The organism is Bradyrhizobium sp. USDA 4486 (assembly GCF_054057995.1).
The window spans coordinates 8,065,133-8,088,036 of sequence record NZ_JBSRZV010000001.1; the positions used below are offsets into that span (position 1 = coordinate 8,065,133).

Sequence of the window (22,904 nt, forward strand, 5' to 3'; positions counted from 1 at the left end):
ACCAGCATTGTAGCGGCAACCTACCGAAGGAGCCCAATTCATGAGCCTGTATGGTGTTATGCGCACCGGCGTTTCCGGAATGAGCGCGCAGTCCAACAAGCTGTCGACGGTTTCGGATAACATCGCGAACGTCAACACGACCGGCTACAAGCGGGCCTCGACCGAATTCTCCTCGCTGATCCTGAAGAGCGGCTCCGGCAACTACGACTCCGGCGCCGTCGAGACCACGGTGCGCTACGCCATCAGCGACGCGGGACATACGCAGTTCACCACGTCGACCACGGACCTCGCGGTCCAGGGCAACGGCTTCTTCGTGGTGTCGAACGCCAACAACACGCAGCAATATCTGACGCGCGCCGGCTCGTTCGTGCCGGACAGCCAGGGCAACCTGGTCAACGCGGCCGGCTACTACCTCCTGGGTCAGCCCGGTAAGGTGACCAATTTCTCGCAGAACAGTCTGTCCGGCATGCAGATCGTCAACATTGCCCAGGTCTCGCAAGTGCCCGTGCCCTCGACGGCGGGGACGCTCACGACCGGCAATCTGGATCCGAAAGCGGCAGTGATCGCCGGTCCGCCCGGGCCGGCGTCATATTCGTCGAAGAGCTCGATCGTGGCCTACAACAACATCGGCCAGGCCGTTACGCTCGACATCTACATGTCCCACACGGCGACGGGCGCCGGCTCGGACACCTGGCAGATTCAGGCTTACGACTCCGCGACGGGTGCGTCGGTCGGCGCCGCCACCACTTTCACCTTCGATACCACCGCGGCCGGCAAAGGCACGCTGGCGGCGGCGAGCCCGAAGACTCTGGCCCTCACCGTTCCCAACGGTGCGGCGATGAGCCTGGATCTGTCGAACATGACGCAGGTCGGAACCGACTTCAGCTTCAAGGCCACTGTCAATGGCAGCGTTCCCTCTGCCATCGACAAGGTCGATGTCGACGATTCGGGCTTCGTGACGGCGATCCTCAAGAACGGGCAGCAGCTGACGCTCTACACCATCATGCTTGCCGACGTCGCGAGCCCCGACAATCTGACGCCGGAGCCCGGCAACGTCTATTCGACCAACATGAATTCCGGCAACGCGCAGGCCGGGAATGCCGGTACTGGCGGACTCGGCACGGTCCAGTCCGGAGCTCTGGAAGACTCGAACGTCGACCTCGCGGACGAGCTCACCGGGATGATCGAGGCCCAGCGCGGCTTCACTGCCAACTCGAAATCGTTCCAGACCGGCGCCGACCTGCTCGACGTCGTCGTCAACCTGAAGCGCTGAATTCTCCAGCGCCCGTTCCGGGCAAGAGCAAATCATGTCCCTTACCGCCGCTCTCGACTCCGCCCGCGCTTCGCTCATGGCGTCGGGCATCCAGTCCTCGACCATCTCGCGCAACATCGCCGGTGCCAGCTCCGCCGGCTATTCGCGCAAGATCGCCGTGCTGGACAATCTGCCCGGGGCCGGAGTCTATGTGGCGGCGATCCAGCGCGCCGCGAGTTCAGGTCTCTACGACAACGTCCTGATCGCGACCTCGTCGTCGACCAAGCAGACCGCGATCTATGACGGTCTCCAGAAGATCGCGTCTGCCACGGTAGACGATCCGGAGCTCGACCAGTCGCCGACGGCGCAGCTCAACGCGCTGAAGAAGGCGCTGCAGCAATATGCCAACGCTCCGGACAACACCACGCTGGCGCAGGCGGCGGTGACATCCGCCAAGGACATGGCGACCGCGCTCAACCAGGCGACGCAGACCGTGCAGTCGGTCCGTGCGGGCGCGGATGCCGACATGAAAACGTCGGTCCAGAACATCAATCAGCTGCTCTCCCAGTTCGGGACCGTGAACACCGCGATCGTGAAGGGCACGATCTCCGGCGACGATGTCACCGACTATCTCGACCAGCGCGACAGCATCGTCGCGCAGCTGTCGCAGGAGCTCGGCGTCACCATGTCGCTCCGCCCCAACGGCGACGCGGCGCTCTACACCGACAGCGGTGTGGTGCTGTTCGACAAGACGGCCCGAACGGTCAGCTTCACGGCGACCAACATCTATACGCCCGGCACCACGGGCAACGCGGTGGTCATCGACGGCGTCCCGGTAACCGGTGCCAATTCGGTGATGCCGCTTAAGTCGGGCAAGCTCGCGGGTCTCGCCCAGCTGCGTGACCAAGATACCGTCACCTACCAGAGCCAGCTCGACGAAATCGCGCGCGGCCTGATCAATACCTTCAGGGAGAGCGATCAGACCGCCGCGGCGCTGCCCGACGTTCCCGGTCTCTTCACCTATCCCGGCGCGCCGGCGATGCCGGCGAGCGCCACCGTCTCGGTCGGACTTGCCGGCCTGATCAGCGTCGCAGCGTCAGTCGATCCGGCCCAGGGCGGTAACCCAAATCTGCTGCGCGACGGCGCCATCAGCGGCAATGTCGCATACCGATACAACACCGCCGGCAACGGCGGCTACTCGGCCCGGCTGCAGCAGCTCATCGGCGGCATGGATGCTGCGCAGCCGTTCGATGCAACCACGCAAGGCAAGCCGAACGGCAGTTTGATCGACTTCGCATCGTCATCGACCAGCTGGATCGAAAACCAGCGCAAGACCGCGGACTCCAACGTCAGCTACCAGAAGACGCTGCTCGACCGCAGCACCGCGGCGCTGTCGAACGTCAGCGGCGTCAACATGGACGACGAGATGTCTTTGATGCTTCAGGTTGAGCGCACCTATTCGGCCTCGTCGAAGATCATCTCGACCGTCGACGAAATGTTGCAGAGCCTGCTGGCTGCGGTGGGGAAATAAGCCATGATGAGCGCGAACTACATCTCGACCTTGATGCTGTCGTCGTCGTTGAGGTCGTCGATCACGAATAACCAGGCCCTGCTGAGCAAGGCGTCGACGGAGGCGACCACCGGCCGCTTTTACGATGTCGGCCTCGAGCTCGGGGCCACGACGGGCGGCGACCTCACCCTGCGGGCCGACTTCAGCTTCGCCGATCAGCTCGTCGACACCAATGGGCTCGTCGCGGGACGCCTCGACGTGACGCAGAACCGGATCACCCAGCTCAACACGACCGCAACGTCCTTCCTCAAGGACCTGATCGCGGCCCGCAGCACCGACGGCGGCGGGCGGATCATCCTGCCGCCTGCGTCCTCCAATCTCCAGGATCTGATCGGCGCGCTGAACGTCTCCTATAACGGCTCGTACCTGTTCTCGGGCATCAACACGCAGAACCAGCCGATCACGGCCTATGCCGCCGGCTCCGCCAGCAAGAACCGGGTCGACTCCGATTTCGCTACGTTCTTCGGCTTCTCGCAATCCTCGCCCAACGTGAAGAACATCACGCCGGCCCAGATGCAGACGTTCCTCAACACCACCTTCGATGCCGAATTCGCGAGCCCGGCCTGGAACAGCAACTGGTCGTCGGCCACCGACCAGGTCATGCAAAGCCGTATCTCCACGACCGAGATTGCCGATACGTCAGTCAGCGCCAACCAACCCGCCTTCCGCATGCTCGCGGAGGCCTACACCATGATGGCCGATCTCGGAAACGCGAACCTGGACCAGTCGACGTTTCAGGTCGTCGTTGACAAGGCGATCGGCCTCGTCGGGAACGCCATCACCGGCCTCGCTACGCTCGGCGGTGATGTCGGCACGGTCCAGCAGCGGCTCACCTCCGCAACCGACAAGCTCAAGACGCAGCAGGACATTCTGAACAATCAGATCGTCGGTATGGAGAAGGTCGATCCGGCCGAAGCCTCGGTGCGCGTCAACACCTTGCAGACCCAGATTCAGACGGCGCTCGCGCTGACGTCGCAGCTCCAGAAGATCAGCCTCCTCAACTATCTCTGAGCCAAGGCTCGCAACCTTTGTCTTGTTCTTCGATTTCCTGCGCAGTGTGGTCCTGATGACGTTTGAAGCCTATGAAGCGGTCGTCGATGATAGCGGCTATGAGGCGAGGGGGCGCGAGCGCCAGGCGCTTAGCCTGGGCATCGACCGCCTCGAGCGCCTCCAGAAGGGACGCGCCAGTTTCGAGGACCAGGTCCAGAGCCTGCTCTATGTGCGGCGGTTGTGGACCATCTTCATCGAGGACCTCGCGCATCCGGAGAACGGGCTTCCCGAGAAGCTGCGGGCCGATATCATCTCGATCGGCCTGTGGGTCGTCAAGGAAGCCGACCGCCTTCGCGAAGAAAAGTCGGACGACGTGATGCAGCTCATCGAAATCAACCGCCTGATCCGAGACGCGCTTTAATGAAGATCTCCTTGCGGGCGGGCGAACGGATCTACATCAACGGCGCGGTTCTGCGCGTGGACCGCAAGGTCTCGGTCGAGCTCGTCAACGACGTGATGTTCCTGCTCGAAGGGCAGGTCATGCAGGCCTCCGACGCCACCACGGCGATGCGGCAGCTCTATTTCATCGTCCAGCTCATGCTGATGAACCCGACCGACGTTCGGGATGCGTCGGCGCTCTATGAGCAGCACCACGCGGCCCTGGTCGCGGTGTGCGAAAGCCGCGAGATGCTGGAGGGGCTTGCCGCGGTCGACGAGCTGGTCGAGGCGACCCGTTATTTTGAGGCGCTCAAGCGAATACGGGCGCTGTTCCCGGTGGAGCAAGCCATCCTGGCCGGCGCCGCCGCCCCATTCGAAGCTGCCTGACAGCGGAGAGGCAAAATGAACGTCCCCAGCGCGACCGACAGCACCAGCAAGTCCAATTCGACCAACACGATCTCGAACACGTCGAGCACCGGCGTCGATTACAATACGTTTCTTCAGCTTCTCGTCGCCGAGATGAAGAACCAGGACCCGACCAATCCAATGGATACGTCGCAATATATGAGCCAGTTCGCTCAACTCTCGACGGTCGAGCAGGCCATGCAGACCAATAACAAGCTGGATGCGCTGCTGTCCTCGCAGTCGCTGTCGCAGGCGGACGGGCTGATCGGAAAGAAGGTCACCTTCACCGACTCGACCGGCGCGACCTTCAGCGGCAAGGTCGCATCGATCTCCATCAACACCAACGGTTCCGTCGCGACCCTCGAGAACGGCACGAAAGTCGCGGTCGGGCCCGGGCTCACGATCAGCCAGTCATGAACGAACGCGACGCCCTCGACATCGTCCAGGCGGCGATCTGGACCATCATCGTCGCCTCCGGCCCCGCGGTCGGGGCCGCAATGCTGGTCGGCACCGCCATCGCGCTGCTGCAGGCGCTGACCCAGATTCAAGAGGCGACGCTGACCTTCGTTCCGAAGATCATCGTCCTTCTCGTGGTCGTCGCCGTCTCCGGCTCCTTCATCGGCGCCCATCTCTCCACCTTCACCGAGATGGTCTATTCGCATATCGAGCGCGGCTTCTGAGCCCGCGGTCGTCGGCCACCACCCTCGCGTAAGCTTTGCGCGGCAAATTACCAGGCGGACCCTCTGCCGGTGACCCATGGCCGATACGTTAGCTGCTAGCCTGCCCAGCCCGCGCCGATTCGGGGCGGACGCCTTCTTCGCGGGCGGCATCGTGACCATGCTCACGATCCTGTTCCTGCCGATCCCGCCCATCCTGATCGATCTCGGGCTTGCCTTCTCGATCGCGCTGTCGGCGCTGATCTTGATGGTCGCGCTGTGGATCCAGCGGCCGCTCGATTTCTCCGCTTTTCCGACCGTGCTGCTGATCGCGACGATTCTGCGCCTGGCGCTCAACGTGGCGACGACCCGCTTGATCCTGTCGCGCGGCGGGGAGGGCGAGCAGGCCGCGGGCTACGTCGTCGCCGGCTTCTCCAAATTCGTCATGGGCGGCGACTTCGTCATCGGCCTGATCATCTTCGCGATTCTGGTCACGGTGAATTTCGTGGTGATCACCAAGGGTGCGACGCGTATCGCCGAAGTCGGCGCCCGTTTCACCCTGGATGCCATCCCCGGCAAGCAGATGGCGATCGACGCCGACCTGTCGGCCGGCCTGATCGACGACAAGGAAGCGCAGCGCCGGCGCCGCGAACTCGAGGAGGGAAAGCGCCTTCTTCGGTGCCATGGACGGTGCCTCGAAGTTCGTCCGCGGCGACGCTATCGCCGGCCTGATCATCACCGCGATCAATATCTTCGGCGGCATCATCATCGGCGTCACCCATCACGGCCTGACCCTGTCGCGTGCCGCCGATGTCTACACAAAGCTGTCCGTCGGCGACGGCCTCGTGTCGCAGATGCCGGCGCTGATCGTGTCGCTGTCGGCCGGCCTTCTCGTTTCCAAGGGCGGCACCAGGGGCTCGGCGGAACAGGCCGTGCTGCGGCAGCTCGGCGGTTATCCCCGTGCGGTGTCGGCCGCCGCGCTGATGATGTTCGTGCTGGCCCTGATGCCGGGCCTGCCGATGGCGCCCTTCGTGCTGCTCGGCGGCGTGATGGCCTTCGTCGGCTACTCGCTGCCGAAGCGGCAGGCGGCGCTCAAGCAGAAGGAAGACGCGCGCAAGGCCGACGAACGCGCCCAAGCCGAGGCCAAGGAATCCGTCAAAGAATCGCTCAAGACCGCCGAGATCGAGCTGGCGCTGGGCGGCCATCTTTCGGTCCATCTGCTGGGCGCGCGCACCGAGCTTGCGCACCGCGTGGCCAAGATCCGCAAGAAGTTCGCCAAGCAGTACGGCTTCGTCATTCCCGAGATCAAGCTCACCGACAATCTGTCGATCGATCCCAAGGGATATCAGATCCGGATCCACGACACGCGCGTTGCGCATGGCGAGCTCAGGCTTGGCGAGGTGCTGGTGCTGGTCGACAAGGACGGCAAGCCCGACGTGCCCGGTGAAGAGGTGATCGAGCCCGCCTTCGGCATGAAGGCGCTGTGGGTGACGGAGGCTTTCACCGACGAAGTCAGGCGCCAGGGCTGCAAGCCGGTCGACAATCTCTCGGTGCTGCTCACGCATTTGAGCGAGGTGATCCGGGCGAATCTCGCCCAGCTCCTGTCCTACAAGGACATGCGCGCGCTGCTCGACCGGCTCGATCCCGAGTACAAGCGCCTGGTCGAGGATCTCTGTCCCTCGCAGATCTCCTATTCGGGTCTGCTGGCGATCCTCAAGATCCTGCTGGCCGAGCGCGTATCGATCCGCAACCTGCATCTGATCCTCGAAGCCATCGCCGAGATCGCGCCCCATGTGCGGCGCTCCGAGCAGGTCGCAGAGCATGTGCGCACGCGTCTTGCGCAGCAGATCTGCGGCGATCTCTCCGACAACGGCGTGCTCAACGTGGTTCGCCTCGGCAATCGCTGGGATCTCGCCTTCCACCAGAGCCTGAAGCGCGACGCCAAGGGCGACGTGGTCGAGTTCGACGCCGATCCGCGCCTGATCGAGCAGTTCGCGACGGAAGCCAGCACGGCGATCCGCAAGTTCACCGAGAGCGGCACCAGCGTGGTGCTGGCAGTGACCCCCGAAGCCCGCCCCTATGTCCGGATGATCCTGGAGCGGGTGTTCCCGACGCTGCCGATCCTGTCACATGTCGAGGTCGCGCGTTGCGCCGAGATCCGCGCGCTCGGAGCCATATCGTGATCAGCGGCCTTGCCGATAGCGTGCTGGTCACGTTCATCGTGTTCTGCCGCATCGGCGCCTGCCTGATGTTCGTGCCCGGCTATTCCAGCGTCAATGTCCCGGCCCAGGTCCGCCTGTTCATCGCGCTCGTCACGACGTTCGCGCTGGCGCCGATCCTGGTCGCGGTCCTGAAACCGCTCACGGAGAATGCGGCGCCGCTGACGCTGGCGCTGCTGATCGGCTCCGAGATCCTGGTCGGCAGCGTCATCGGCCTCGGCGGGCGCGTGTTCTTCCTGGCGCTCCAGACCATGGCAACCGTGATGGCGAGTGCGATCGGGCTCAGCAGCATCCCCGGCACGCCGATCGGCGACACCGATCCCGCGCCCGCTTTGGTGCCGCTGATCATGGCGTCCGTCACCACGCTCTTCTTCATGACCGACCAGCATTGGCAGGTCCTGCGCGGGCTGATGAACTCCTACGACGTTTGGCATCCCGGCAGCAGGCTCGGCGGCAGCATGGCCCTGGACCAGCTGGTCGGCCGTCTCTCGGAGGCGTTCGTGCTGACGTTGCGGATCACGAGCCCCTTCATCGTCTACTCGGTCATCGTCAACCTCGCGGTCGGCTTCATCAACAAGCTGACGCCGGCAATTCCGGTCTATTTCATCTCGGTGCCCTTTGTGCTGTTCGGCGGCTTCCTGCTGCTCTACCTCACTAGCGACGAGTTGATGACGCAATTCATGCTCGGCGTCTCGTCGTGGCTGGCGGAGTGATCGGTCATGAGATCGCGCGCTGACAAGCTCGCTCGATTGGTCTCCCTCGTGAAGCTCCAGCTCCGGCTGTCCGAATGGCAGCTTGCGCAGCTGCGGCAGCAGGAGAAAAGCTTGCAGGACGAGCAGGAATGGCTGGTCGGAGCCCTGAACGAGGGAACGCCGCCGGCGGGTTCGTCGAGCGAGTCGATCGCGCGGCGCCTCAACAGGACCAGCGTCGGCGCCAGCACGGTTCAGGCGCAGGCATTGCAGCAGCTCGACCGGGTCCGTGCCGAGAGCCGCCGCGTGAAACAGCTCGAGGAGGTCGCCCAGGCGGCGCTCGCGGACAAGCTTCGCGATGCCGAAAAGCGATCGCTCGAGGAGATCGCGGGAACAAGCCTCACCGTGCGCGAGTGGACGCCACGGCCAGCCAGCCGGAACAAGACATGATCGTGACAGCGACGCCCGACCTCGTTCTCGACGTCCTCGAGGCCGCCGATCCCGTGACGCAGCGCGCAGCGACCGCGAAGCTCGATGCGCTGAAATCATCGGACGCCGATTTCGCCGCCACGATGGACGCGGAAGTCGGCAAGGCCAGGGCAGCGACGGCCGATCAGGCCGCCGCGAAGGCCGCGGACACGCAGTCGACGGCCGTGAACGGGGCGCCGGTGCAGGTGATCAAAGCGCCGGCCTCCGGCGAGGTCTACCGGAAGTTCGAAGCCTTTATCCTCCAGACCTTCGTCGAGACGATGTTGCCGAAGGAATCGGAGCAGGTCTTCGGCAAAGGCACGGCCGGTGGCGTCTGGAAGTCGATGCTTGCGGAGCAGCTCGGTAACCAGCTGGCCAAGGGCAAGGGCATCGGCATTGCCAAGCAGCTCGCCGCTGCGCAGCCGACCGCAGCGAACACTACGGGGAAGGCCGGATCATGATCCGGGAATGGATGACAGACGTTGAGGGGTGAATTTCCTATGCAGGCACAAGAAAGCGCGGCGGCCCTGGTGATGGAGCAGCCGGTCGCGGACACTGAGGCGATTACGATGGAAGCTGTGACAGGCGGCGCGCAGTTGCCGGCGCTGTTGCCGAATGCCGGCGGCGAGGCGGTGGTCGACGGCATTGACGCGGCAAGATCAGACGAGGTGCGCGGCCTGCTGGCGGCGATCCGCCGGCTCGAGAGCATCGTCGAGGAGGAGACGGTTGCGCTCACGACGCGCAAGAAGATCGATTTCGACGACTTCAGCGCCCGCAAGAGCCGGAGCATGCTGGAATTCGTGCGCCTGATGCGGGCACGAATGCATCTCGGCAGCGAGGCTGTGATCACCGAAGAGATTCAGCGCTTGCGCGAGAAGCTCGAGCGGAATCGCTCGGTCCTCGAGATGCATTACGAAGCGGTGCGCGAGGTCGCGTCGATCATCGTCAAGGCGATCAAGGACGCCGAGTCGGACGGCACCTATACCGGTCGCACAGCGCAGGGCGGAAAATGATCAGGCTCGTGCTGGCCGGCCTCTGGGTCTGCATTCTTACCGCCGGCACGAGCTATGCCGTGGCCTATTGGAAGGAAAACGGCGGCCTGCTGCCGGCGAAGGACGAGTATCTCGATGGGCTGCAATACCAGAAGACGCGAGCGCTGAGCGTGCCAATGATCGAGGGCGGGAGCGTGCAGGGCTACATCGTGGCGCGCTTCGTCTACACCATCGAGGCGCGGACCATGCACCAGCTCAACGTTCCGCCGGAGCCGTTCGTCGTCGACGAGGCCTTCCGCAGGATCTACGCCGACGACCGCCTCGATTTCCGGAAGCTCGCCCGTTACGATCTCTCGATCCTCACGACGGCGATCAAGCAGCGCGTCAACGAGCGGATGCAGGCCGACATCGTCCAGGACGTCCTAGTCGAGGATTTCAACTACGTTTCGAAGGAAGAATTCCAGAAGCAATAGGCGTCGCCGGATAAGCGCGAGGCGGCCCTCCGGCTGCGCCGCGCTGTGTGGCCTGATTTCAGCCGGTCTCGGTCCCCAAGCGTGCAACGGCCTCTGCGAAGGATGCTCCGCAGAGGCCATTGTCGGTTTCGCGGCGGCGTCGGCCGCTCAGTTTCCGGCGGGGTACGCGGCAGGGGCCGGGGCGGCGTGCGCCGTGTTCAGGAGGATGCCAACCTCGTCGAGCTCCTGCATCGGCACGTCGATGGTCTCGCCCGCAGGGATGTTGAGGCGGTATCCGACGTAGCGCCGGGCCACGATCGCATCGAAGCCGAGGCGGTCGCGAAGCTTCTTGCGCAGCTTGCTGACATGGCTCTCGATCACGCTCTCGTCGAAAGTCGACTCGAAGATGCCATAGACCGCGTTGAAGATCTGCGTCTTGGTGATCCACTTGCCGTGGTTGGCGACCATATATTCGAGAATGCGCAGTTCGCGGCGGGGCAGTGTGAGGGCGTGGCCCGCGATCTCGGGGTCACGTCCGTTGAAGAAGACCTGGATCCGGCTCTCGCAGGGCCTCGGCAGGTCGCCAACCCGGCGGCGCGCGATCGCGGCCGTGCGGGCGAGGATCTCGCGCAGGTGTATGGGCACGTGCACGACGTCGTCGACGCCCGATTCGAACAGCTCGAGCGTGTTCTTGAGCATCTTCTGGCCGCTCATGGCAATGATGGGAGCCGAGGAGCGCTTGCGCATCGCCCGCGGCAGGCTTCCGCGGGCATCGCAGTCCCCGAGCAGGAAGGCATCGACCGCTGCCCGATCCGATTCACTCGCAGATTGCAGCCAATCCCAGAATTCTCCGGAGGAGAATCCGATCGACGATACACCTTCGCGAACTAGCCCTACAACGTAGCTGTTCGTGACGCTCTCGCGATCATCAACGATAATATACATCAGTCTTTCGCCCCTGTTTCGCACTTGCAGCGGCCGGGTGGTTGATTGTGATGCCCCGGCTCGGCAGCCATGCTGTTTGACGACATTCCTTCCCGCGAACCGTTGTTATGTCTCGATATTCGCGGGCAGCCCTACGCATTCAGTGCCTGCGTGAGCAGGCCTGCTACTTCGACTCGATACTGAACGCTTACTGTGTGATGCTCGGCGGCGTCTTACGGATCACCCCGCGGAGCGGATTGAGAAAGCGACCTAGTACAGTTGCGTCAAGTTGCTCATGTGCCCGAAACGCTACTGAACCTTGTCGATCTCCTCGCCAACTGGCGAGAGAATCACTTGAGTAGGACCGTAACAATTGCCTAATTCCGATCAAGCGCGCGCCGCAAAGCGGTTGCTATGCATGTTTGATGCTGTTGATTTGTTCCGAGTTGTTTCTTGGTATTTTCAATCGCATCAGTTGATTTGAATTTCGAACTAGTTCTGCACCCTGGCGTTTCTTAAGTTCCGCATCTCCGTATAATCACAGCTTTTTTGAGTGGTGCTGCCGGTGATGCGTCGGGAGGGGTTTTCAACCCGGGATTGACTCGCCCTCCCATTTGTTCCACATGCGACAATTCGACTCATGCGCGGCGGCTGGACTCCAGCTTGGCGAAATCTTGGCGAGTGTGTGTCTTTCGAGTCGCACTCTCGCCGCGTGCATGACGCGTTCGAACCGTGTGAGGTCGCATCGTGCGCGTTGAAAGGCTTTTCGATGCGCAGGTTTCGGGCAAGCTTCGGCAAATAATCTCGTCGATCAACAGAACTGAACGGAGCATCTTCACATGTCGTCCGATGGACAAGCTCGTCCCAGCGAAACCGCTGATGTTTCCGCGGCGGCGAAGCCAGCTCCGGCGGCAAGCAATATGAAGGACAACGCGACGCAAAACGCCAAGCCTGCTCCGAACGCCAAGCTCGCGGCAGGCGCCAAGCCCGCAGCGAGCGCGAAGCGCGCGTCGGCGGCGGCGAATGATGAAGTGCTGGCGAAAGAGGCGCTCGAAGGACTGAAGCGCATTCGTGCCAAGGCGCGCCTCGACAAGATGGCGATACCCAAGCCCGCGCCGGCCGTGATCGCGCCGGCCGTGATCGTGGCCAAGCCGCCGCCGCCGCGTCCGGCCTGGGTCGTGCCGCTCGCAGCATTGGCGGTCGCCGCCATCCTGGTCGTTTGCGCGTGCACCGGCGTGATCGCCTATCTCACGACGCAGCCCGCCCAGAGCAACGTCGCGGCCAATACCGAGATCAGGATTCTGCGCGAGACGGTCGCGCAGTTGCGCAAGCAGGTGTCTGGCGTCTCTGAAAATCTCGACGGCCTGCGCACCGCGGTCGATCAATCGAGCAAGGCGACCAACGACCGCTTCGGCAGGTTTGCCGAGAACCTCGACCGCATCGAGCGGGTGAGCTCGTCCTCGACGGCGAAGCTCGACAAGCTCGCCCAGGTGCAGGCTCAGGCGCCGGCGCCCGCGGCCGTTGCGTCGCAGCCGCCGTCACAGGCTGCACCGATGTTAGCTTCGCTCGCACCGCCCGAGGTCACGGGCTCGGTGCCTCCGTCCGCGCCGCGGAAGGTCGTCAAGGGCTGGTCGGTTCGCCAGGCCTATGAGGGGATCGCGATCCTGCAAAGCCCGAACGGCGTCATCGAGGTCGTGCTGGGACAACAGGTGCCCGGCCTTGGCCGCATCGAGGAGATCAGGAACGAGAACGGTCGCCTGGTGGTGGAGTCCAGCAGCGGCGTCATCTATTCGTCACGCAAGGCGACGCCCTGAGTAAATGCCGCCTTCTACTGGCGGTGATGCTCGAAGCTGGTGCATAGCAGATCCACCTCCGCTTCCGCGATCGGCGCGCGAAACAGGCGGCAGCTGAACTCGACCGTCTTGCTGTCCGGGGTGGTGCGATCCTCGCGCAGAAAAATGCATCGCTTGCAGACATCGGTGTGGTGCCGCTGCTCGGCCGCGTCGGACTGATCCAGCACGTGCCGGAGCGCGTCGCGGAAGCGGACCTTGGCCGCGTCGTCGAGGACGGCGATCGCCTCGACGAGAACGCTGGCGGGATCGCGCACCAGGAACTTCTTGCCTTGATGGGTCACGCTCAGCATCACCGACCGCTTGTCAGTGGCCGAGCGCTTTCGCTCCAGATAGCCGAGCCGCTCGAGCTCGCCGATGATGAAAGAGGCGGTGCCGCGCGTGGTGCCGACGTAACTTGCGAGCGCCGAAGGTGTCCGGGAAAACCGGTTGGCGCGGGAGAGGAATCGCAGCGCCATCCACTCGCGGTCGCGCAAGCCGTGCTTGGTCCCCTCGAACCAGAGGATTCGCGCGACCTGCTCCAACAATTCAATGGATTCACGAGCCAAGTTCATTTCAATTCCAGGTCGGATAAAGCTTTATTCAATTGAGCCTTGGTCAGCGCAATCTCGCTGGAGGACAATGAAGATCTCTGGCGCTCCTTCGTCGGGGATGGACGGCGGAGCGCGCTTGGAAGGCGCCTTTCCGGTTTCCCGGAGGAACTTTCGGAGCTGGAACTAGAGCGTCACAAAGAAAGTTCGAGTGAATCGGACGGCTCAAATCTTCGGAAAATTTCAGTCAAATGACCTGATGAATTCCGACGGCGCGGGACACCCCGGCAACGTGATGTATCGTTGCCGCCGCTGCGCAGCCCATTTTACGGTGGAGCGCTTCGAGTACCGCGAAGCGGCCGCAGGTCTGCAGCTTCTGACCGAGCGGGCCGCGGCAGCAGAACTGCAATCTTGGGTTAATGGATGTTGCGACGCAGCGCGGCCGCACGGTTAATGCCCGCATACGACGTCCGAGATGCCGGAGCCCTAGCGTCCTTCGCCGGTGCTCCACAGCGCATCGAGGCCGTGGCAGTAGGTCGGATAGGCGAGCGTGACGCCGAGCTCTCTCCTCAGTTTTGCATTGGAGACGCGGGCGCTGCTGGAATAGAAGCTGCGCGCCATCGCCGACATCTCGGCAGTGTCAAAAGCTTCTTCCGGCGGCGGCGCAACGTTCATCAGCTTCGCGGCATAGGCGATCACGTCCTGCGGCGGTGCCGGCTCGTCGTCGCAGACATTCCAGAGGCCGCTGCCTTCACGCCGGACCGCGGCCATGATCGCACTTGCGATGTCGTCGACATGGATACGGTTGAAGACCTGGCCCGGCTTGATGATGCGCCTTGCCGTGCCCGCGCGCAGCGTCGCCAGCGCATTGCGGCCGGGGCCGTAGATGCCGGCCAGCCGCAGGATCGTGGCATCGCCGCCTGTCACATCGGTCCAGGCCTGCTCGGCCGCAAGGCGCATGCGCGTGCGCTCGAGCGTCGCCTGCGGCGGGGTGCTCTCGTCGACCCATCCGCCGGCGTGATCGCCATAGACACCGATGGTGGAGAGATAGACGACCTTGCGGCGGCCGGCTGCCAGAACGTCGCCGAACGCCGCGATGGCGGGATCGCCGGTGCTGCCGGGCGGGATCGAGATGAGAAGGACATCGGCATCCCTGATGCGTTCAATCGTCTCGCGTGCCGGACTGCCACCGGAAAATTCATGCACCTCGATGCCGCCAAGGTCGTTCCGCTGCGCAGGATCGCGCACGGTGCCGGCGACATGGGAGAAGGTGCCGGCGAACTTGCGGACGAAATGCCGGGCGCTGTAGCCGAGGCCGAAGATGAAGAGCCGCATGCGTCTCCCGTGCAGGTCAGGTTCCCGTTCGCGATACCGCGCGTACCGCTCATAAGAGATTTTTGGGTCCGGCAAAAGATATTGCGATTTGTCTCGCCGGCCCGTGCAGGCAATGGTCGCTCGACACAGGGAGGCAAGGACCATGCAGGCGGAAGCGGCCAGCACAACCCGCTCTGGCGCGGCGAAGCTGATCCGCAGCGCGGCCGCGCTGATCTTCGACGTCGACGGCACCCTGGCCGAGACCGAGGAGCTGCATCGGCAGGCTTTCAACCATGCCTTCGCCGGTCACGGTCTCGGCTGGCAATGGGACCGCGCCGTCTACAAGGACCTGCTGCGGGTGACCGGCGGCAAGGAGCGCCTGCGCGCCTATCACGCGGGGCTGGCGGCCGCCCCGCCATTGTCGGATACGGATATCGCTGAGCTTCATCGCATCAAGACCGCGCATTATGCCGAGCTGATCGAAACCGGCTGTTGCCCGTTGCGGCCCGGCGTGGCGGCCCTCCTTGCCGCTGCAGGGGCGCGAGGTCAGCGGCTTGCGATTGCGACCACGACGTCCCACGGCAACATCGACGCGCTGCTGTCGCAGGCGCTGGGGCCGCGCTGGGCCGGCCAGTTCGATGCAATCGTTGCCGGCGACGACGTCAGGCACAAGAAGCCGGCGCCGGATGTCTATGTCGAGATCCTGGCGCGGCTGAAGCTGGACGCGTCCGACTGCATTGCGATCGAGGATTCCGCCAACGGGCTGATCGCGGCGTCGCGGGCTGACATTCCGGTTCTCATTACGCGCAGCATGTATTTCCGGGACGACGACTTCAGCGCGGCGCGGATGGTGCTGGATGAGCTGTCGGAACTCGGGGCCCAAAAATAAAAATTGAAAACAACCCCATGCACAGTAGATCACGCCGGCGTGAGGGGCGCGGTCAGTGGACCCGGTGACTAGCTCTATCGTCCTCGACCTGCTCGACAATCTGCGCAATCGGGCTCGACTGGTGATGCACCAGGCGCCAGCCATCGCCAACGCGCCGAAAATGGTTGGCGGCGGCCAGCGCGGTGCCATCAACGATCTCGATGCAGAGCACGCGGGCGCTGTCGCCGTCGACGATGGCCTGCGGTTCGGCGCAGACGATCTGCGGCCGCTGCGGATTTTGCAAAATATCGCGCCAGCTGCCGATCACCGTGGCGCGGCCGACGATGGCCGGCCAGCCGGGATGGATGCAGGAAATGCCGTCATCATCCGCCCACATCCGTTCCATGCCGGCGAAGTCGCCGGTCGAAAAGGCGGCGTAGAAAGCCGCGTTGGCGGCGATGACCTTGCTGTCCTTTGCCATGCCTCTCGGGTGAGCCAATGACACGAAAAAATCAAGCGCGACTTGCGTTTGATTTTGCGTTTTGACCGCACTGCAGCATTGCTCGCTCTGTAATCACGCCGAAACGCGCGTCTCCACCGCCCGCCGCGCGCCATCCTTGTAAAGATGGGCGAGCGCCGCGGTCACGGCCTCGCGCAGGCGCGGATCGGTGCCCAGCGGCCCGAACACTTTTTCGACGCCGAGCAATGCAGGCGCAAGCCGCTCGGCGACAGGCCCGGCCTCCCGCGCCAGCGCCGCGAACTCGGCGGCGAGCGGATCGCGCACGTCGATGACGCGGCCCTGCTCGTCGATGGCGCTGACGTAACGCATCCAGCCGGCCACCGCGAGCGCATGCGTCGCGATCGGCAAGCCCTTGCGCAGGCGATCCTGCATCGCGCCGAGCAGGCGCTGCGGCAGCTTTTGCGAGCCGTCCATCGCGATCTGCCAGGTGCGGTGATGCAGCGCCGGATTGGCGAAGCGCTTGAGCAGCGAGGCGCGATAGGCGGCAAGGTCAGTGCCCGCAGGCATCGTCAGCGTCACTGCGGCCTCTTCCATCACCTGCGCGGCGAGCCGCGCGAAATGCGGATCGGTCATGGTGTCGGCGATGGTCTCGTAACCTGAGAGATAGCCGAGATAGGCGAGCGCGGAATGGCTGGCGTTGAGCAGGCGCAGCTTCATCAGCTCGAACGGCTTCACGTCGGCGACGAGCTCGACGCCGGCGGCGGCAAGATCGGGCCGTCCCGCCGTAAAGCGGTCCTCGACGACCCATTGCGTGAAGGGCTCGGTCATCACCGGCCATTCGTCGCGCAGGCCGAGCGCGGACGACACCGCATCGCGATCGGCGTCGGTCGTCTCCGGCACGATGCGGTCGACCATGGTCGAGGGGAAGGCGGCATTGTCCGCGATCCACTTGCCGAGGTCCTTGGAGCGCAGTGCGGCGAACTGCGTCACGATCCGCTGCACGGTGTGGCCGTTGGCGGCGAGATTGTCGCAGCAAAGCACGGTGAAGGGGACCAGCCCCTGCGCGCGCCGGCGCGCCAGCGCAGCCACGATGAAGCCGGGCGCCGAGCGCGGCGCGTCGGGATTATTCAGGTCGTGCACGACATCGGGATGCCGCTCGTCGAGGTCGCCGGTCTGCGGCGTGTGGCAATAGCCCTTCTCGGTGACCGTAAGCGAGACGATGCGGATGGCGGGGTCGGCCATCCGTTCGACCAGTGCCGCCGGCTTTTCGTGCGCGACCACGCTGTCGAGCAGCGCGCCGATGACGCGGTGCTCGGTGCCTTCGGCGGCGCGTACCGCAACCGTATAGAGATGATCCTGCGGGGCGAGGGCGTCGCGCGTGTCAGGGCTGCGCAGGCTGGCGCCGACGATGCCCCAGGACGAGCCGCTGCTGGCAAGGCAATCGTCGATGACGACCGCCTGATGGGCGCGATGAAAAGCCCCGAGGCCGAGATGCACGAAGCCTGGCGTGACGCGCGAGCGCTCATAGGCCGGGCGGCGGATGCGAGGTGCCAACCGGCCGAGATTGGCGCTACCAAGACGCATCGAACCTGGGCGCATGGACGTCTCCCCTTTGCTTTGCCGCTGCTTGACATGGCCCCCGTCCTCGGTCAATGCTTCGGTCAATTGGTAAGACCAATTTTCCAAAATTGGCGGGCCGCGGGTCGGGGACGACCCCGCGCGACCTTTTCGGGGAGGCCAGCGTGCCGCTGGAAGCTGTGGAGGCGAGACGGCTTTATCGCCAGGTCGCCGATCAATTGCGAAGCCTGATCGACAGCGGCGAGTACGCGGTCGGCAGCCGCTTGCCGACCGAGCGCGAGCTCGCCGAGCAGCTCAAGGTGTCGCGGCCGACGGTGCGCGAGGCCCTGATCGCGCTCGAGGTCGAAGGCCGCGTACGTATCCGTGTCGGTTCAGGCATCTATGTGATCGAGGCCGCGGACGCCGCGCCGGCGCCGGCTGCCGCCGTCATCGAGGGCCCGTTCGAGCTGCTGCGCGCCCGCGAATTCCTGGAAAGTGCCATCGCCGAACAGGCCGCGCGCGTGGCGACGAAGGACGACGTCGCCCGGATCGACGCGTCCCTCGTCGCGATGGAGAACGTCGATCATCCCGGCGAAGCCTCAATGGTGCATGACCGCGCGTTCCACATCGCGATCGCCGGAAGCCTCGGCAATGCCGTGCTGGTGCGCGTGGTCGGCGAGCTGTTCGACCAGCGCCTCAATCCCTATTTCGCGCAGCTTGCGCATTATTTCGAGAGCCCCGGCACCTGGCGCACCGCGCTCGACGAGCACCGCGCCGTGCGCGACGCGATCGCGGCGCACGATCCGGACAGTGCGCGCGAGGCCATGCGAAACCATCTGGCGCGCTCGCAGGAGCGCTTCGCGCAGAATTTTGGCGCCGAGACCCTCGCAGGAGCTTCGCCTGCAGCGCGGGACGGGGTGGCGCAACATCAGGCCGAGCCGGCAACAGCAACGCGAGCGGCGAAGAAGCAGGCCAAGCAGGCCAAGGGCTCCAGCGCGCGGCGGCGATGAGATTGGGCGGCCCGCATCCGGTTCAGGGGCGGGCGAACAAGAAGCAGACTTTAGTCAGTGGAGGATAAGTCGATGTTGAAGAAGATGACGATGGTGCTGGCGGCTTCGGTCGCGGCGATGGTCGCAGCGACCAGTCCCGGCATGGCGCAGACCAAGCTCAAATGGGCCCATGTCTACGAGACCTCGGAACCGTTCCATACCGCCTCGGTGTGGGCCGCGCAGGAGATCGGCAAGCGCACCAAAGGGCGCTACCAGATCGACGTCTATCCGGCCTCGCAGCTTGGCAAGGAGGCCGACATCAACCAGGGCCTGTCGCTCGGCTCGGTCGACATCATCATCTCCGGCTCGAGCTTTGCGGCGAAGAGCTTTCCGCCGATCGGCGTGACCTATTATCCCTATACCTTCCGTGATGCCGATCATCTCCTCGCCTATACCAAGAGCGATATCTTCAAGGAGCTCGCCAAGGGCTATGAGGACAAGAGCGGCCACCACATCGTTGCAGTGACCTATTACGGTGTGCGCCAGACCTCGTCGAACAAGCCGATCAAGAGCTGCGCCGACCTCAAAGGCCTGAAGATGCGCGTGCCTGACGTGCCGGCCTATCTGGCCATGCCGCGCGCCTGCGGCGCCAACACCGCGCCGATTGCCTTTGCCGAAGTCTATCTCGCGCTCCAGAATGGCACCGTCGAGGCGCAAGAGAACCCGCTGACCACGATCGAAGCCAAGAAGTTCTACGAGGTGCAGAAGCACATCGTGCTCACCGGGCACATTGTCGATCACCTCAACACGGTGGTGGCGGGCGCGCTCTGGAAGAAGCTCTCCGACGAGGACAAGAAGATCTTCACCGACGTCGCGCAGGAGGCCGCTGCGAAAGCGACCGCCGAGATCAAGCAGAACGAGGCCAAGCTGGTCGCCTTCTTCAAGGACAAGGGCCTGACCGTGACCGAGGTCGACAAGAACGAATTCCGCGACATCGTGCTGAAGAACGTCCCATTCGAGACCTTTGGCTATCGCAAGGTCGACTGGGAACGGATTCAGGAGGTCAAGTCATAACGACTGTCATTCCGGGGCGGCGCGCAGGACCGTGCAGAGCACGGTCCGAGCACCGAACCCGGAATCTCGAGGTTCCGGGTTCTCGCTTCGCGAGCCCCGGAACGACGTGAGCGAGTTTCCAAGGAGTCCCACCATGTCCACCGCCGAAATACACCGGCAGATCACCGCGGACGAGATCGCCCATACCTTCGAGGAGGAGGCGACGCCGAAGGTCGATCTCGGAATTTATGCTTTCGAGGACTGGGTGGCGCTGGTGATCTTCTGGGTGATGGCGCTCGCGGTCTTCCTCCAGTTCTTCACCCGCTACGTGCTTAACGACAGCTATGCCTGGACCGAGGAGATCGCGACCTACTGCCTGATCGGTGTGGTCTTCATCGGCGCCTCGATGTGCGTGCGGCTGTCGCGGCATATTCAGGTCGACCTGATCTATCGCTACCTGCCGCGCATGGTGGCGCGCACGATGTCCACGCTGATCGACCTGATCCGGATCGCCTTCTTCGGCTATGCCATCAAGCTGGTCTGGGTCTACATCCAGATCATCGGCGATGAGTCCATGACCACGATCAATCTGCCCAAGGACTACGTCTATTACGCCGTTCTGGCCGGCTTCGTGCTGATGTTCGCACGCTCGGTGCAGGTCGCCATACAACATTTGCGGCAGGGCTATTCGATCCTCGAACGCCCCGGCGCCTACGACGGTTTTGAGGGATAGTGTCATGCTGTTGCTGCTTGGGGGCTTTCTCATCCTGATGCTGATCGGCGTTCCCGTGGCGATCGCGATGGCCGCGTCGTCGCTGCTCTACATCCTGGTCAGCGGCGTGACGCCCGACGTCACGCTGGCGCAGCGAATGATCGCCGGCGTCGAGAGCTTTCCGCTGCTCGCCGTTCCCTTTTTCATCCTGGCCGGCAATCTCATGAACATCGCCGGCGTGACGGGGCGCATCTACAAGTTCGCGGTCGCGCTGGTCGGCTGGATGCGCGGCGGCCTCGGTCACGTCAACATCATCGGTTCAGTAATCTTCTCCGGCATGTCCGGCACCGCCATTGCGGACGCCGCCGGCCTCGGCACCATCGAGATCAAGGCGATGAAGGACCACGGCTACTCCACCGAATTCTCGGTCGGCGTCACTGCGGCTTCCGCAACGCTTGGCCCCATCATCCCGCCGTCGCTGCCCTTCGTCATCTACGGCATGATGGCCAACGTCTCGATCGGCGCGCTGTTTTTGGGCGGCGTCATTCCCGGCATCGTCATGACGCTGCTGATGATGGCGACCGTCACCTATTTCGCGCACAAGAACAAATGGGCAGCGACACGCCGTTCTCCTGGCCGCAGCTCGGCTCGGCCGGGCTCGAGATCGCGATCGTGCTGGCGTTCCCGATGGCGATCTGGCTGATGGTGATGGCCGGCATGTCGGTCAACATGGCGGTCGTCATCGGCCTCGGCACGCTGCTGATCATCGACTGGTATTTCGACTTCTCGGCGGTGATGGCGCTGATGGCGCCGGTGATCCTGATCGGCGGCATGACGCTCGGCTGGTTCACGCCGACGGAAGCCGCGGTCGCCGCCGTGATCTGGTCGCTGTTCCTTGGCCTTATCCGCTACCGCACCATGACCTTGAAGACGGTGGCGAAGGCGACCTTCGACACCATCGAGACCACGGCCTCGGTGCTGTTCATCGTCACGGCGGCCTCGATCTTCGCCTGGCTGCTGACGGTGTCGCAGGCCGCGCAGATGCTGTCGGATTGGATGCTCAGCATCACCCACAACAAATGGGTGTTCCTGGCGCTCGCCAACGTCCTGATCCTGTTCGTCGGCTGCTTCATCGACACCACGGCAGCGATCACCATCCTGGTGCCGATCCTGCTGCCGATCGTGCTCAAGCTCGGCATCGATCCGATCCATTTCGGTCTGATCATGACGCTGAACCTGATGATCGGCCTGTTGCATCCGCCGCTCGGCATGGTGCTGTTCGTGCTCGCCCGCGTGGGAAAGCTCTCGGTCGAGCGAACGACAGTCGCGATCCTGCCCTGGCTGGTGCCGCTGCTGCTCGCGCTGATCGCGATCACCTACATTCCCGAACTGACCCTCTGGCTGCCTAAATATATGGGACTCTCCAAATGACCTCGACCGCTCTCGCCGCGACCCTGTTCGGCCCCGAAGATTTGCGCATGATCGAGCATCCACTCGACAAGCTGGCGGACGGCATGGTGCGCGTCCGCTTCGGCGCCGGCGGCATCTGCGGCTCGGACATGCATTATTTCCGCCATGCTCGCACCGGCGATTTCGTGGTGAAGTCGCCGCTGGTGCTCGGCCACGAGATCTCGGGCGAGGTCGTGGAGATCTCTGGCGCCGCTGCCAATCTGAAGGTCGGCGACCGCGTCGCCGTCAATCCGTCGCGCTGGTGCGGTCATTGCGTCGCCTGCCGCGAGGGCCGGCCGAACCTGTGCGAGAACATCTACTTCATGGGCTCGGCCTCGAAGACGCCGCACATGCAGGGCGGCTTTGCCAACTATTTTGACGCGATCCCGGCTCAGTGCGTGAAGATTCCAGACCACGTCTCTTATCAGGCCGCGGCTCTCGCCGAACCGCTCGCGGTCTGCCTGCACGCGGTCGCGCGCGCCGGCAACATCGAGGGCAAGCGCGGCATCATCTTCGGCGCTGGTCCGATCGGGCTGCTGACCATGCTTGCCGCGCACCGCGCCGGCATGGCCGACGTCACGGTGGCCGACATCGCGCCGGCGCCGCTCGCTTTCGCGACCAAGCTTGGTGCTTCCCACGTCGAGAACGTCTCGGGTGGGGAAGAGGGCCTGAAGGCGCAGGCCGCGTCGCGTCCCTTTGACGTAGCCTTCGAAGTCTCGGGCACGGCGGCTGGACTTGCGAGCGCGATTGGTATCGTCCGGCGTGGCGGTGTCGTGGTGCAGATCGGCAACCTGCCGGGCGGCCAGATCCCGACGCCGTCGAACGCGGTGATGGCCAAGGAGATCGATCTGCGCGGCTCGTTCCGCTTCGGCTTCGAGTTCATGACCGCAGTGGAACTGATCGGATCCGGCAGCGTCGACGTGCTGTCGCTGGTCACCGCCGAACGGCCGCTGTCGACCGCGCCGGATGCGCTGCGGCTGGCCCTCGACCGCTCGCAGAGCGTCAAGGTCGTGCTGACTGCGAACTGACTTTTGTTTTGACGCGTTTTCTTCACGCGAACCGGTACC

The 22,904-nt window shown here is 64.0% G+C and carries 24 protein-coding genes and 2 pseudogenes; 21 read left to right on the forward strand and 5 right to left on the reverse strand.

Translation table 11 applies throughout. The features are described 5' to 3' along the window. The first annotated feature begins 40 nt into the window (after positions 1-40). The 13 genes and pseudogenes from ACVWY3_RS38105 to ACVWY3_RS38165 all read left to right on the forward strand — a co-directional run bounded on the left by ACVWY3_RS38105 (position 41) and on the right by ACVWY3_RS38165 (position 10,152). On the forward strand, positions 41-1,273 hold the full coding sequence (locus ACVWY3_RS38105) for a flagellar hook protein FlgE (protein ID WP_456843043.1): 1,233 nt from the start codon (positions 41-43) through the stop codon (positions 1,271-1,273). A 34-nt stretch (positions 1,274-1,307) separates the two neighbouring features. After that, on the forward strand, positions 1,308-2,783 hold the full coding sequence (gene flgK / locus ACVWY3_RS38110) for a flagellar hook-associated protein FlgK (RefSeq protein WP_456843044.1): 1,476 nt from the start codon (positions 1,308-1,310) through the stop codon (positions 2,781-2,783). Positions 2,784-2,786: 3 nt separating this feature from the next. Further along, positions 2,787-3,833, forward strand: a complete 1,047-nt coding sequence (locus tag ACVWY3_RS38115) for a flagellar hook-associated family protein (RefSeq protein WP_456843045.1) — start codon at positions 2,787-2,789, stop codon at positions 3,831-3,833. A 55-nt stretch (positions 3,834-3,888) separates the two neighbouring features. Further along, positions 3,889-4,233 (forward strand): flagellar biosynthesis regulator FlaF, encoded by a 345-nt coding sequence (gene flaF, locus ACVWY3_RS38120; RefSeq protein ID WP_456843046.1) that lies wholly within the window; start codon positions 3,889-3,891, stop codon positions 4,231-4,233. Then, a complete protein-coding gene (gene flbT / locus ACVWY3_RS38125) occupies positions 4,233-4,637 on the forward strand; it encodes a flagellar biosynthesis repressor FlbT (protein ID WP_456843047.1) in 405 nt (134 codons plus the stop codon). Before flaF ends, flbT begins: the two co-directional genes overlap by 1 nt. A 15-nt stretch (positions 4,638-4,652) precedes the next feature. Next, a complete protein-coding gene (flgD, locus tag ACVWY3_RS38130; protein ID WP_456843048.1) occupies positions 4,653-5,072 on the forward strand; it encodes a flagellar hook assembly protein FlgD in 420 nt (139 codons plus the stop codon). Further along, positions 5,069-5,335, forward strand: a complete 267-nt coding sequence (fliQ, locus tag ACVWY3_RS38135; RefSeq protein WP_283084478.1) for a flagellar biosynthesis protein FliQ — start codon at positions 5,069-5,071, stop codon at positions 5,333-5,335. The genes flgD and fliQ overlap by 4 nt, the downstream gene beginning before the upstream one ends. 76 nt (positions 5,336-5,411) lie before the next feature. Further along, positions 5,412-7,494, forward strand: a pseudogene (gene flhA, locus ACVWY3_RS38140) (flagellar biosynthesis protein FlhA). Next, the gene (gene fliR / locus ACVWY3_RS38145; protein WP_456843049.1) at positions 7,491-8,243 is read left to right on the forward strand and encodes a flagellar biosynthesis protein FliR; all 753 of its coding nucleotides are present in this window, start codon (positions 7,491-7,493) and stop codon (positions 8,241-8,243) included. The pseudogene flhA and the gene fliR overlap by 4 nt, the downstream one beginning before the upstream one ends. 6 nt (positions 8,244-8,249) lie before the next feature. Then, the gene (locus ACVWY3_RS38150) at positions 8,250-8,669 is read left to right on the forward strand and encodes a hypothetical protein (RefSeq protein ID WP_456843050.1); all 420 of its coding nucleotides are present in this window, start codon (positions 8,250-8,252) and stop codon (positions 8,667-8,669) included. Then, positions 8,666-9,148 (forward strand): rod-binding protein, encoded by a 483-nt coding sequence (locus ACVWY3_RS38155; RefSeq protein ID WP_456843051.1) that lies wholly within the window; start codon positions 8,666-8,668, stop codon positions 9,146-9,148. Before ACVWY3_RS38150 ends, ACVWY3_RS38155 begins: the two co-directional genes overlap by 4 nt. Positions 9,149-9,187: 39 nt before the next feature. Continuing rightward, entirely contained in the window at positions 9,188-9,700 is a 513-nt protein-coding gene (locus ACVWY3_RS38160) for a flagellar biosynthesis protein FlgN (protein WP_456843052.1), read from the forward strand. Next, positions 9,697-10,152, forward strand: coding sequence for a hypothetical protein (locus ACVWY3_RS38165; protein ID WP_456843053.1), 456 nt, complete (start codon positions 9,697-9,699; stop codon positions 10,150-10,152). Before ACVWY3_RS38160 ends, ACVWY3_RS38165 begins: the two co-directional genes overlap by 4 nt. Before the next feature lie 147 nt (positions 10,153-10,299). On the opposite strand, the gene ACVWY3_RS38170 is transcribed toward ACVWY3_RS38165, so the two are convergent. Continuing rightward, a complete protein-coding gene (locus ACVWY3_RS38170) occupies positions 10,300-11,076 on the reverse strand; it encodes a response regulator transcription factor (protein WP_456843054.1) in 777 nt (258 codons plus the stop codon). A gap of 818 nt (positions 11,077-11,894) precedes the next feature. Here ACVWY3_RS38170 and ACVWY3_RS38175 point away from each other — a divergent pair. Continuing rightward, positions 11,895-12,869 (forward strand): hypothetical protein, encoded by a 975-nt coding sequence (locus ACVWY3_RS38175; protein WP_456843055.1) that lies wholly within the window; start codon positions 11,895-11,897, stop codon positions 12,867-12,869. A gap of 14 nt (positions 12,870-12,883) precedes the next feature. On the opposite strand, the gene ACVWY3_RS38180 is transcribed toward ACVWY3_RS38175, so the two are convergent. Continuing rightward, positions 12,884-13,459 carry a MarR family winged helix-turn-helix transcriptional regulator gene (locus ACVWY3_RS38180; protein WP_456843056.1) on the reverse strand — a complete coding sequence of 192 codons (576 nt, stop codon included), beginning with the start codon at positions 13,457-13,459 and terminating at the stop codon, positions 12,884-12,886. Between the two features lie 187 nt (positions 13,460-13,646). On the opposite strand from ACVWY3_RS38180, the gene ACVWY3_RS38185 reads away from it, so the two are divergent. After that, entirely contained in the window at positions 13,647-13,889 is a 243-nt protein-coding gene (locus ACVWY3_RS38185; RefSeq protein ID WP_456843057.1) for a hypothetical protein, read from the forward strand. 32 nt (positions 13,890-13,921) lie between these two features. On the opposite strand, the gene ACVWY3_RS38190 is transcribed toward ACVWY3_RS38185, so the two are convergent. Further along, a complete protein-coding gene (locus tag ACVWY3_RS38190; RefSeq protein WP_456843058.1) occupies positions 13,922-14,770 on the reverse strand; it encodes an SDR family oxidoreductase in 849 nt (282 codons plus the stop codon). A 142-nt stretch (positions 14,771-14,912) separates the two neighbouring features. Between ACVWY3_RS38190 and ACVWY3_RS38195 the strand changes: the two genes are divergently transcribed. Further along, on the forward strand, positions 14,913-15,638 hold the full coding sequence (locus ACVWY3_RS38195; protein ID WP_456843059.1) for an HAD family hydrolase: 726 nt from the start codon (positions 14,913-14,915) through the stop codon (positions 15,636-15,638). A gap of 52 nt (positions 15,639-15,690) precedes the next feature. On the opposite strand, the gene ACVWY3_RS38200 is transcribed toward ACVWY3_RS38195, so the two are convergent. Beyond that, positions 15,691-16,098 carry a nuclear transport factor 2 family protein gene (locus ACVWY3_RS38200; protein ID WP_456843060.1) on the reverse strand — a complete coding sequence of 136 codons (408 nt, stop codon included), beginning with the start codon at positions 16,096-16,098 and terminating at the stop codon, positions 15,691-15,693. Positions 16,099-16,191: 93 nt separating this feature from the next. After that, the gene (locus ACVWY3_RS38205; protein WP_456843061.1) at positions 16,192-17,676 is read right to left on the reverse strand and encodes a mannitol dehydrogenase family protein; all 1,485 of its coding nucleotides are present in this window, start codon (positions 17,674-17,676) and stop codon (positions 16,192-16,194) included. Between the two features lie 143 nt (positions 17,677-17,819). On the opposite strand from ACVWY3_RS38205, the gene ACVWY3_RS38210 reads away from it, so the two are divergent. From ACVWY3_RS38210 to ACVWY3_RS38230, 5 genes and pseudogenes are all read left to right on the forward strand, one after another. Next, a complete protein-coding gene (locus ACVWY3_RS38210; RefSeq protein ID WP_456843062.1) occupies positions 17,820-18,644 on the forward strand; it encodes a FadR/GntR family transcriptional regulator in 825 nt (274 codons plus the stop codon). A gap of 90 nt (positions 18,645-18,734) precedes the next feature. Next, a complete protein-coding gene (locus tag ACVWY3_RS38215) occupies positions 18,735-19,697 on the forward strand; it encodes a sialic acid TRAP transporter substrate-binding protein SiaP (RefSeq protein WP_456843556.1) in 963 nt (320 codons plus the stop codon). 133 nt (positions 19,698-19,830) lie between these two features. Beyond that, a complete protein-coding gene (locus ACVWY3_RS38220) occupies positions 19,831-20,409 on the forward strand; it encodes a TRAP transporter small permease (RefSeq protein WP_456843063.1) in 579 nt (192 codons plus the stop codon). Positions 20,410-20,413: 4 nt separating this feature from the next. Continuing rightward, a pseudogene (locus ACVWY3_RS38225) lies at positions 20,414-21,819 on the forward strand (TRAP transporter large permease). After that, positions 21,816-22,865: an L-idonate 5-dehydrogenase gene (locus tag ACVWY3_RS38230; RefSeq protein WP_456843064.1), complete on the forward strand. Its 1,050-nt coding sequence runs from the start codon at positions 21,816-21,818 to the stop codon at positions 22,863-22,865. Before ACVWY3_RS38225 ends, ACVWY3_RS38230 begins: the two are co-directional and overlap by 4 nt. Positions 22,866-22,904 lie beyond the last annotated feature (39 nt).

Coding starts and splice junctions, on each gene's coding strand:
- ACVWY3_RS38105 (WP_456843043.1), top strand. CDS start 41: ATGAGCCTGTATGGTGTTATGCGCACCGGCGTTTCCGGAATGAGCGCG.
- flgK (WP_456843044.1), top strand. CDS start 1,308: ATGTCCCTTACCGCCGCTCTCGACTCCGCCCGCGCTTCGCTCATGGCG.
- ACVWY3_RS38115 (WP_456843045.1), top strand. CDS start 2,787: ATGATGAGCGCGAACTACATCTCGACCTTGATGCTGTCGTCGTCGTTG.
- flaF (WP_456843046.1), top strand. CDS start 3,889: ATGACGTTTGAAGCCTATGAAGCGGTCGTCGATGATAGCGGCTATGAG.
- flbT (WP_456843047.1), top strand. CDS start 4,233: ATGAAGATCTCCTTGCGGGCGGGCGAACGGATCTACATCAACGGCGCG.
- flgD (WP_456843048.1), top strand. CDS start 4,653: ATGAACGTCCCCAGCGCGACCGACAGCACCAGCAAGTCCAATTCGACC.
- fliQ (WP_283084478.1), top strand. CDS start 5,069: ATGAACGAACGCGACGCCCTCGACATCGTCCAGGCGGCGATCTGGACC.
- ACVWY3_RS38150 (WP_456843050.1), top strand. CDS start 8,250: ATGAGATCGCGCGCTGACAAGCTCGCTCGATTGGTCTCCCTCGTGAAG.
- ACVWY3_RS38155 (WP_456843051.1), top strand. CDS start 8,666: ATGATCGTGACAGCGACGCCCGACCTCGTTCTCGACGTCCTCGAGGCC.
- ACVWY3_RS38160 (WP_456843052.1), top strand. CDS start 9,188: ATGCAGGCACAAGAAAGCGCGGCGGCCCTGGTGATGGAGCAGCCGGTC.
- ACVWY3_RS38165 (WP_456843053.1), top strand. CDS start 9,697: ATGATCAGGCTCGTGCTGGCCGGCCTCTGGGTCTGCATTCTTACCGCC.
- ACVWY3_RS38170 (WP_456843054.1), bottom strand. CDS start 11,076: ATGTATATTATCGTTGATGATCGCGAGAGCGTCACGAACAGCTACGTT.
- ACVWY3_RS38175 (WP_456843055.1), top strand. CDS start 11,895: ATGTCGTCCGATGGACAAGCTCGTCCCAGCGAAACCGCTGATGTTTCC.
- ACVWY3_RS38180 (WP_456843056.1), bottom strand. CDS start 13,459: ATGAACTTGGCTCGTGAATCCATTGAATTGTTGGAGCAGGTCGCGCGA.
- ACVWY3_RS38190 (WP_456843058.1), bottom strand. CDS start 14,770: ATGCGGCTCTTCATCTTCGGCCTCGGCTACAGCGCCCGGCATTTCGTC.
- ACVWY3_RS38195 (WP_456843059.1), top strand. CDS start 14,913: ATGCAGGCGGAAGCGGCCAGCACAACCCGCTCTGGCGCGGCGAAGCTG.
- ACVWY3_RS38200 (WP_456843060.1), bottom strand. CDS start 16,098: ATGGCAAAGGACAGCAAGGTCATCGCCGCCAACGCGGCTTTCTACGCC.
- ACVWY3_RS38205 (WP_456843061.1), bottom strand. CDS start 17,676: ATGCGCCCAGGTTCGATGCGTCTTGGTAGCGCCAATCTCGGCCGGTTG.
- ACVWY3_RS38215 (WP_456843556.1), top strand. CDS start 18,735: ATGGTGCTGGCGGCTTCGGTCGCGGCGATGGTCGCAGCGACCAGTCCC.
- ACVWY3_RS38220 (WP_456843063.1), top strand. CDS start 19,831: ATGTCCACCGCCGAAATACACCGGCAGATCACCGCGGACGAGATCGCC.
- ACVWY3_RS38230 (WP_456843064.1), top strand. CDS start 21,816: ATGACCTCGACCGCTCTCGCCGCGACCCTGTTCGGCCCCGAAGATTTG.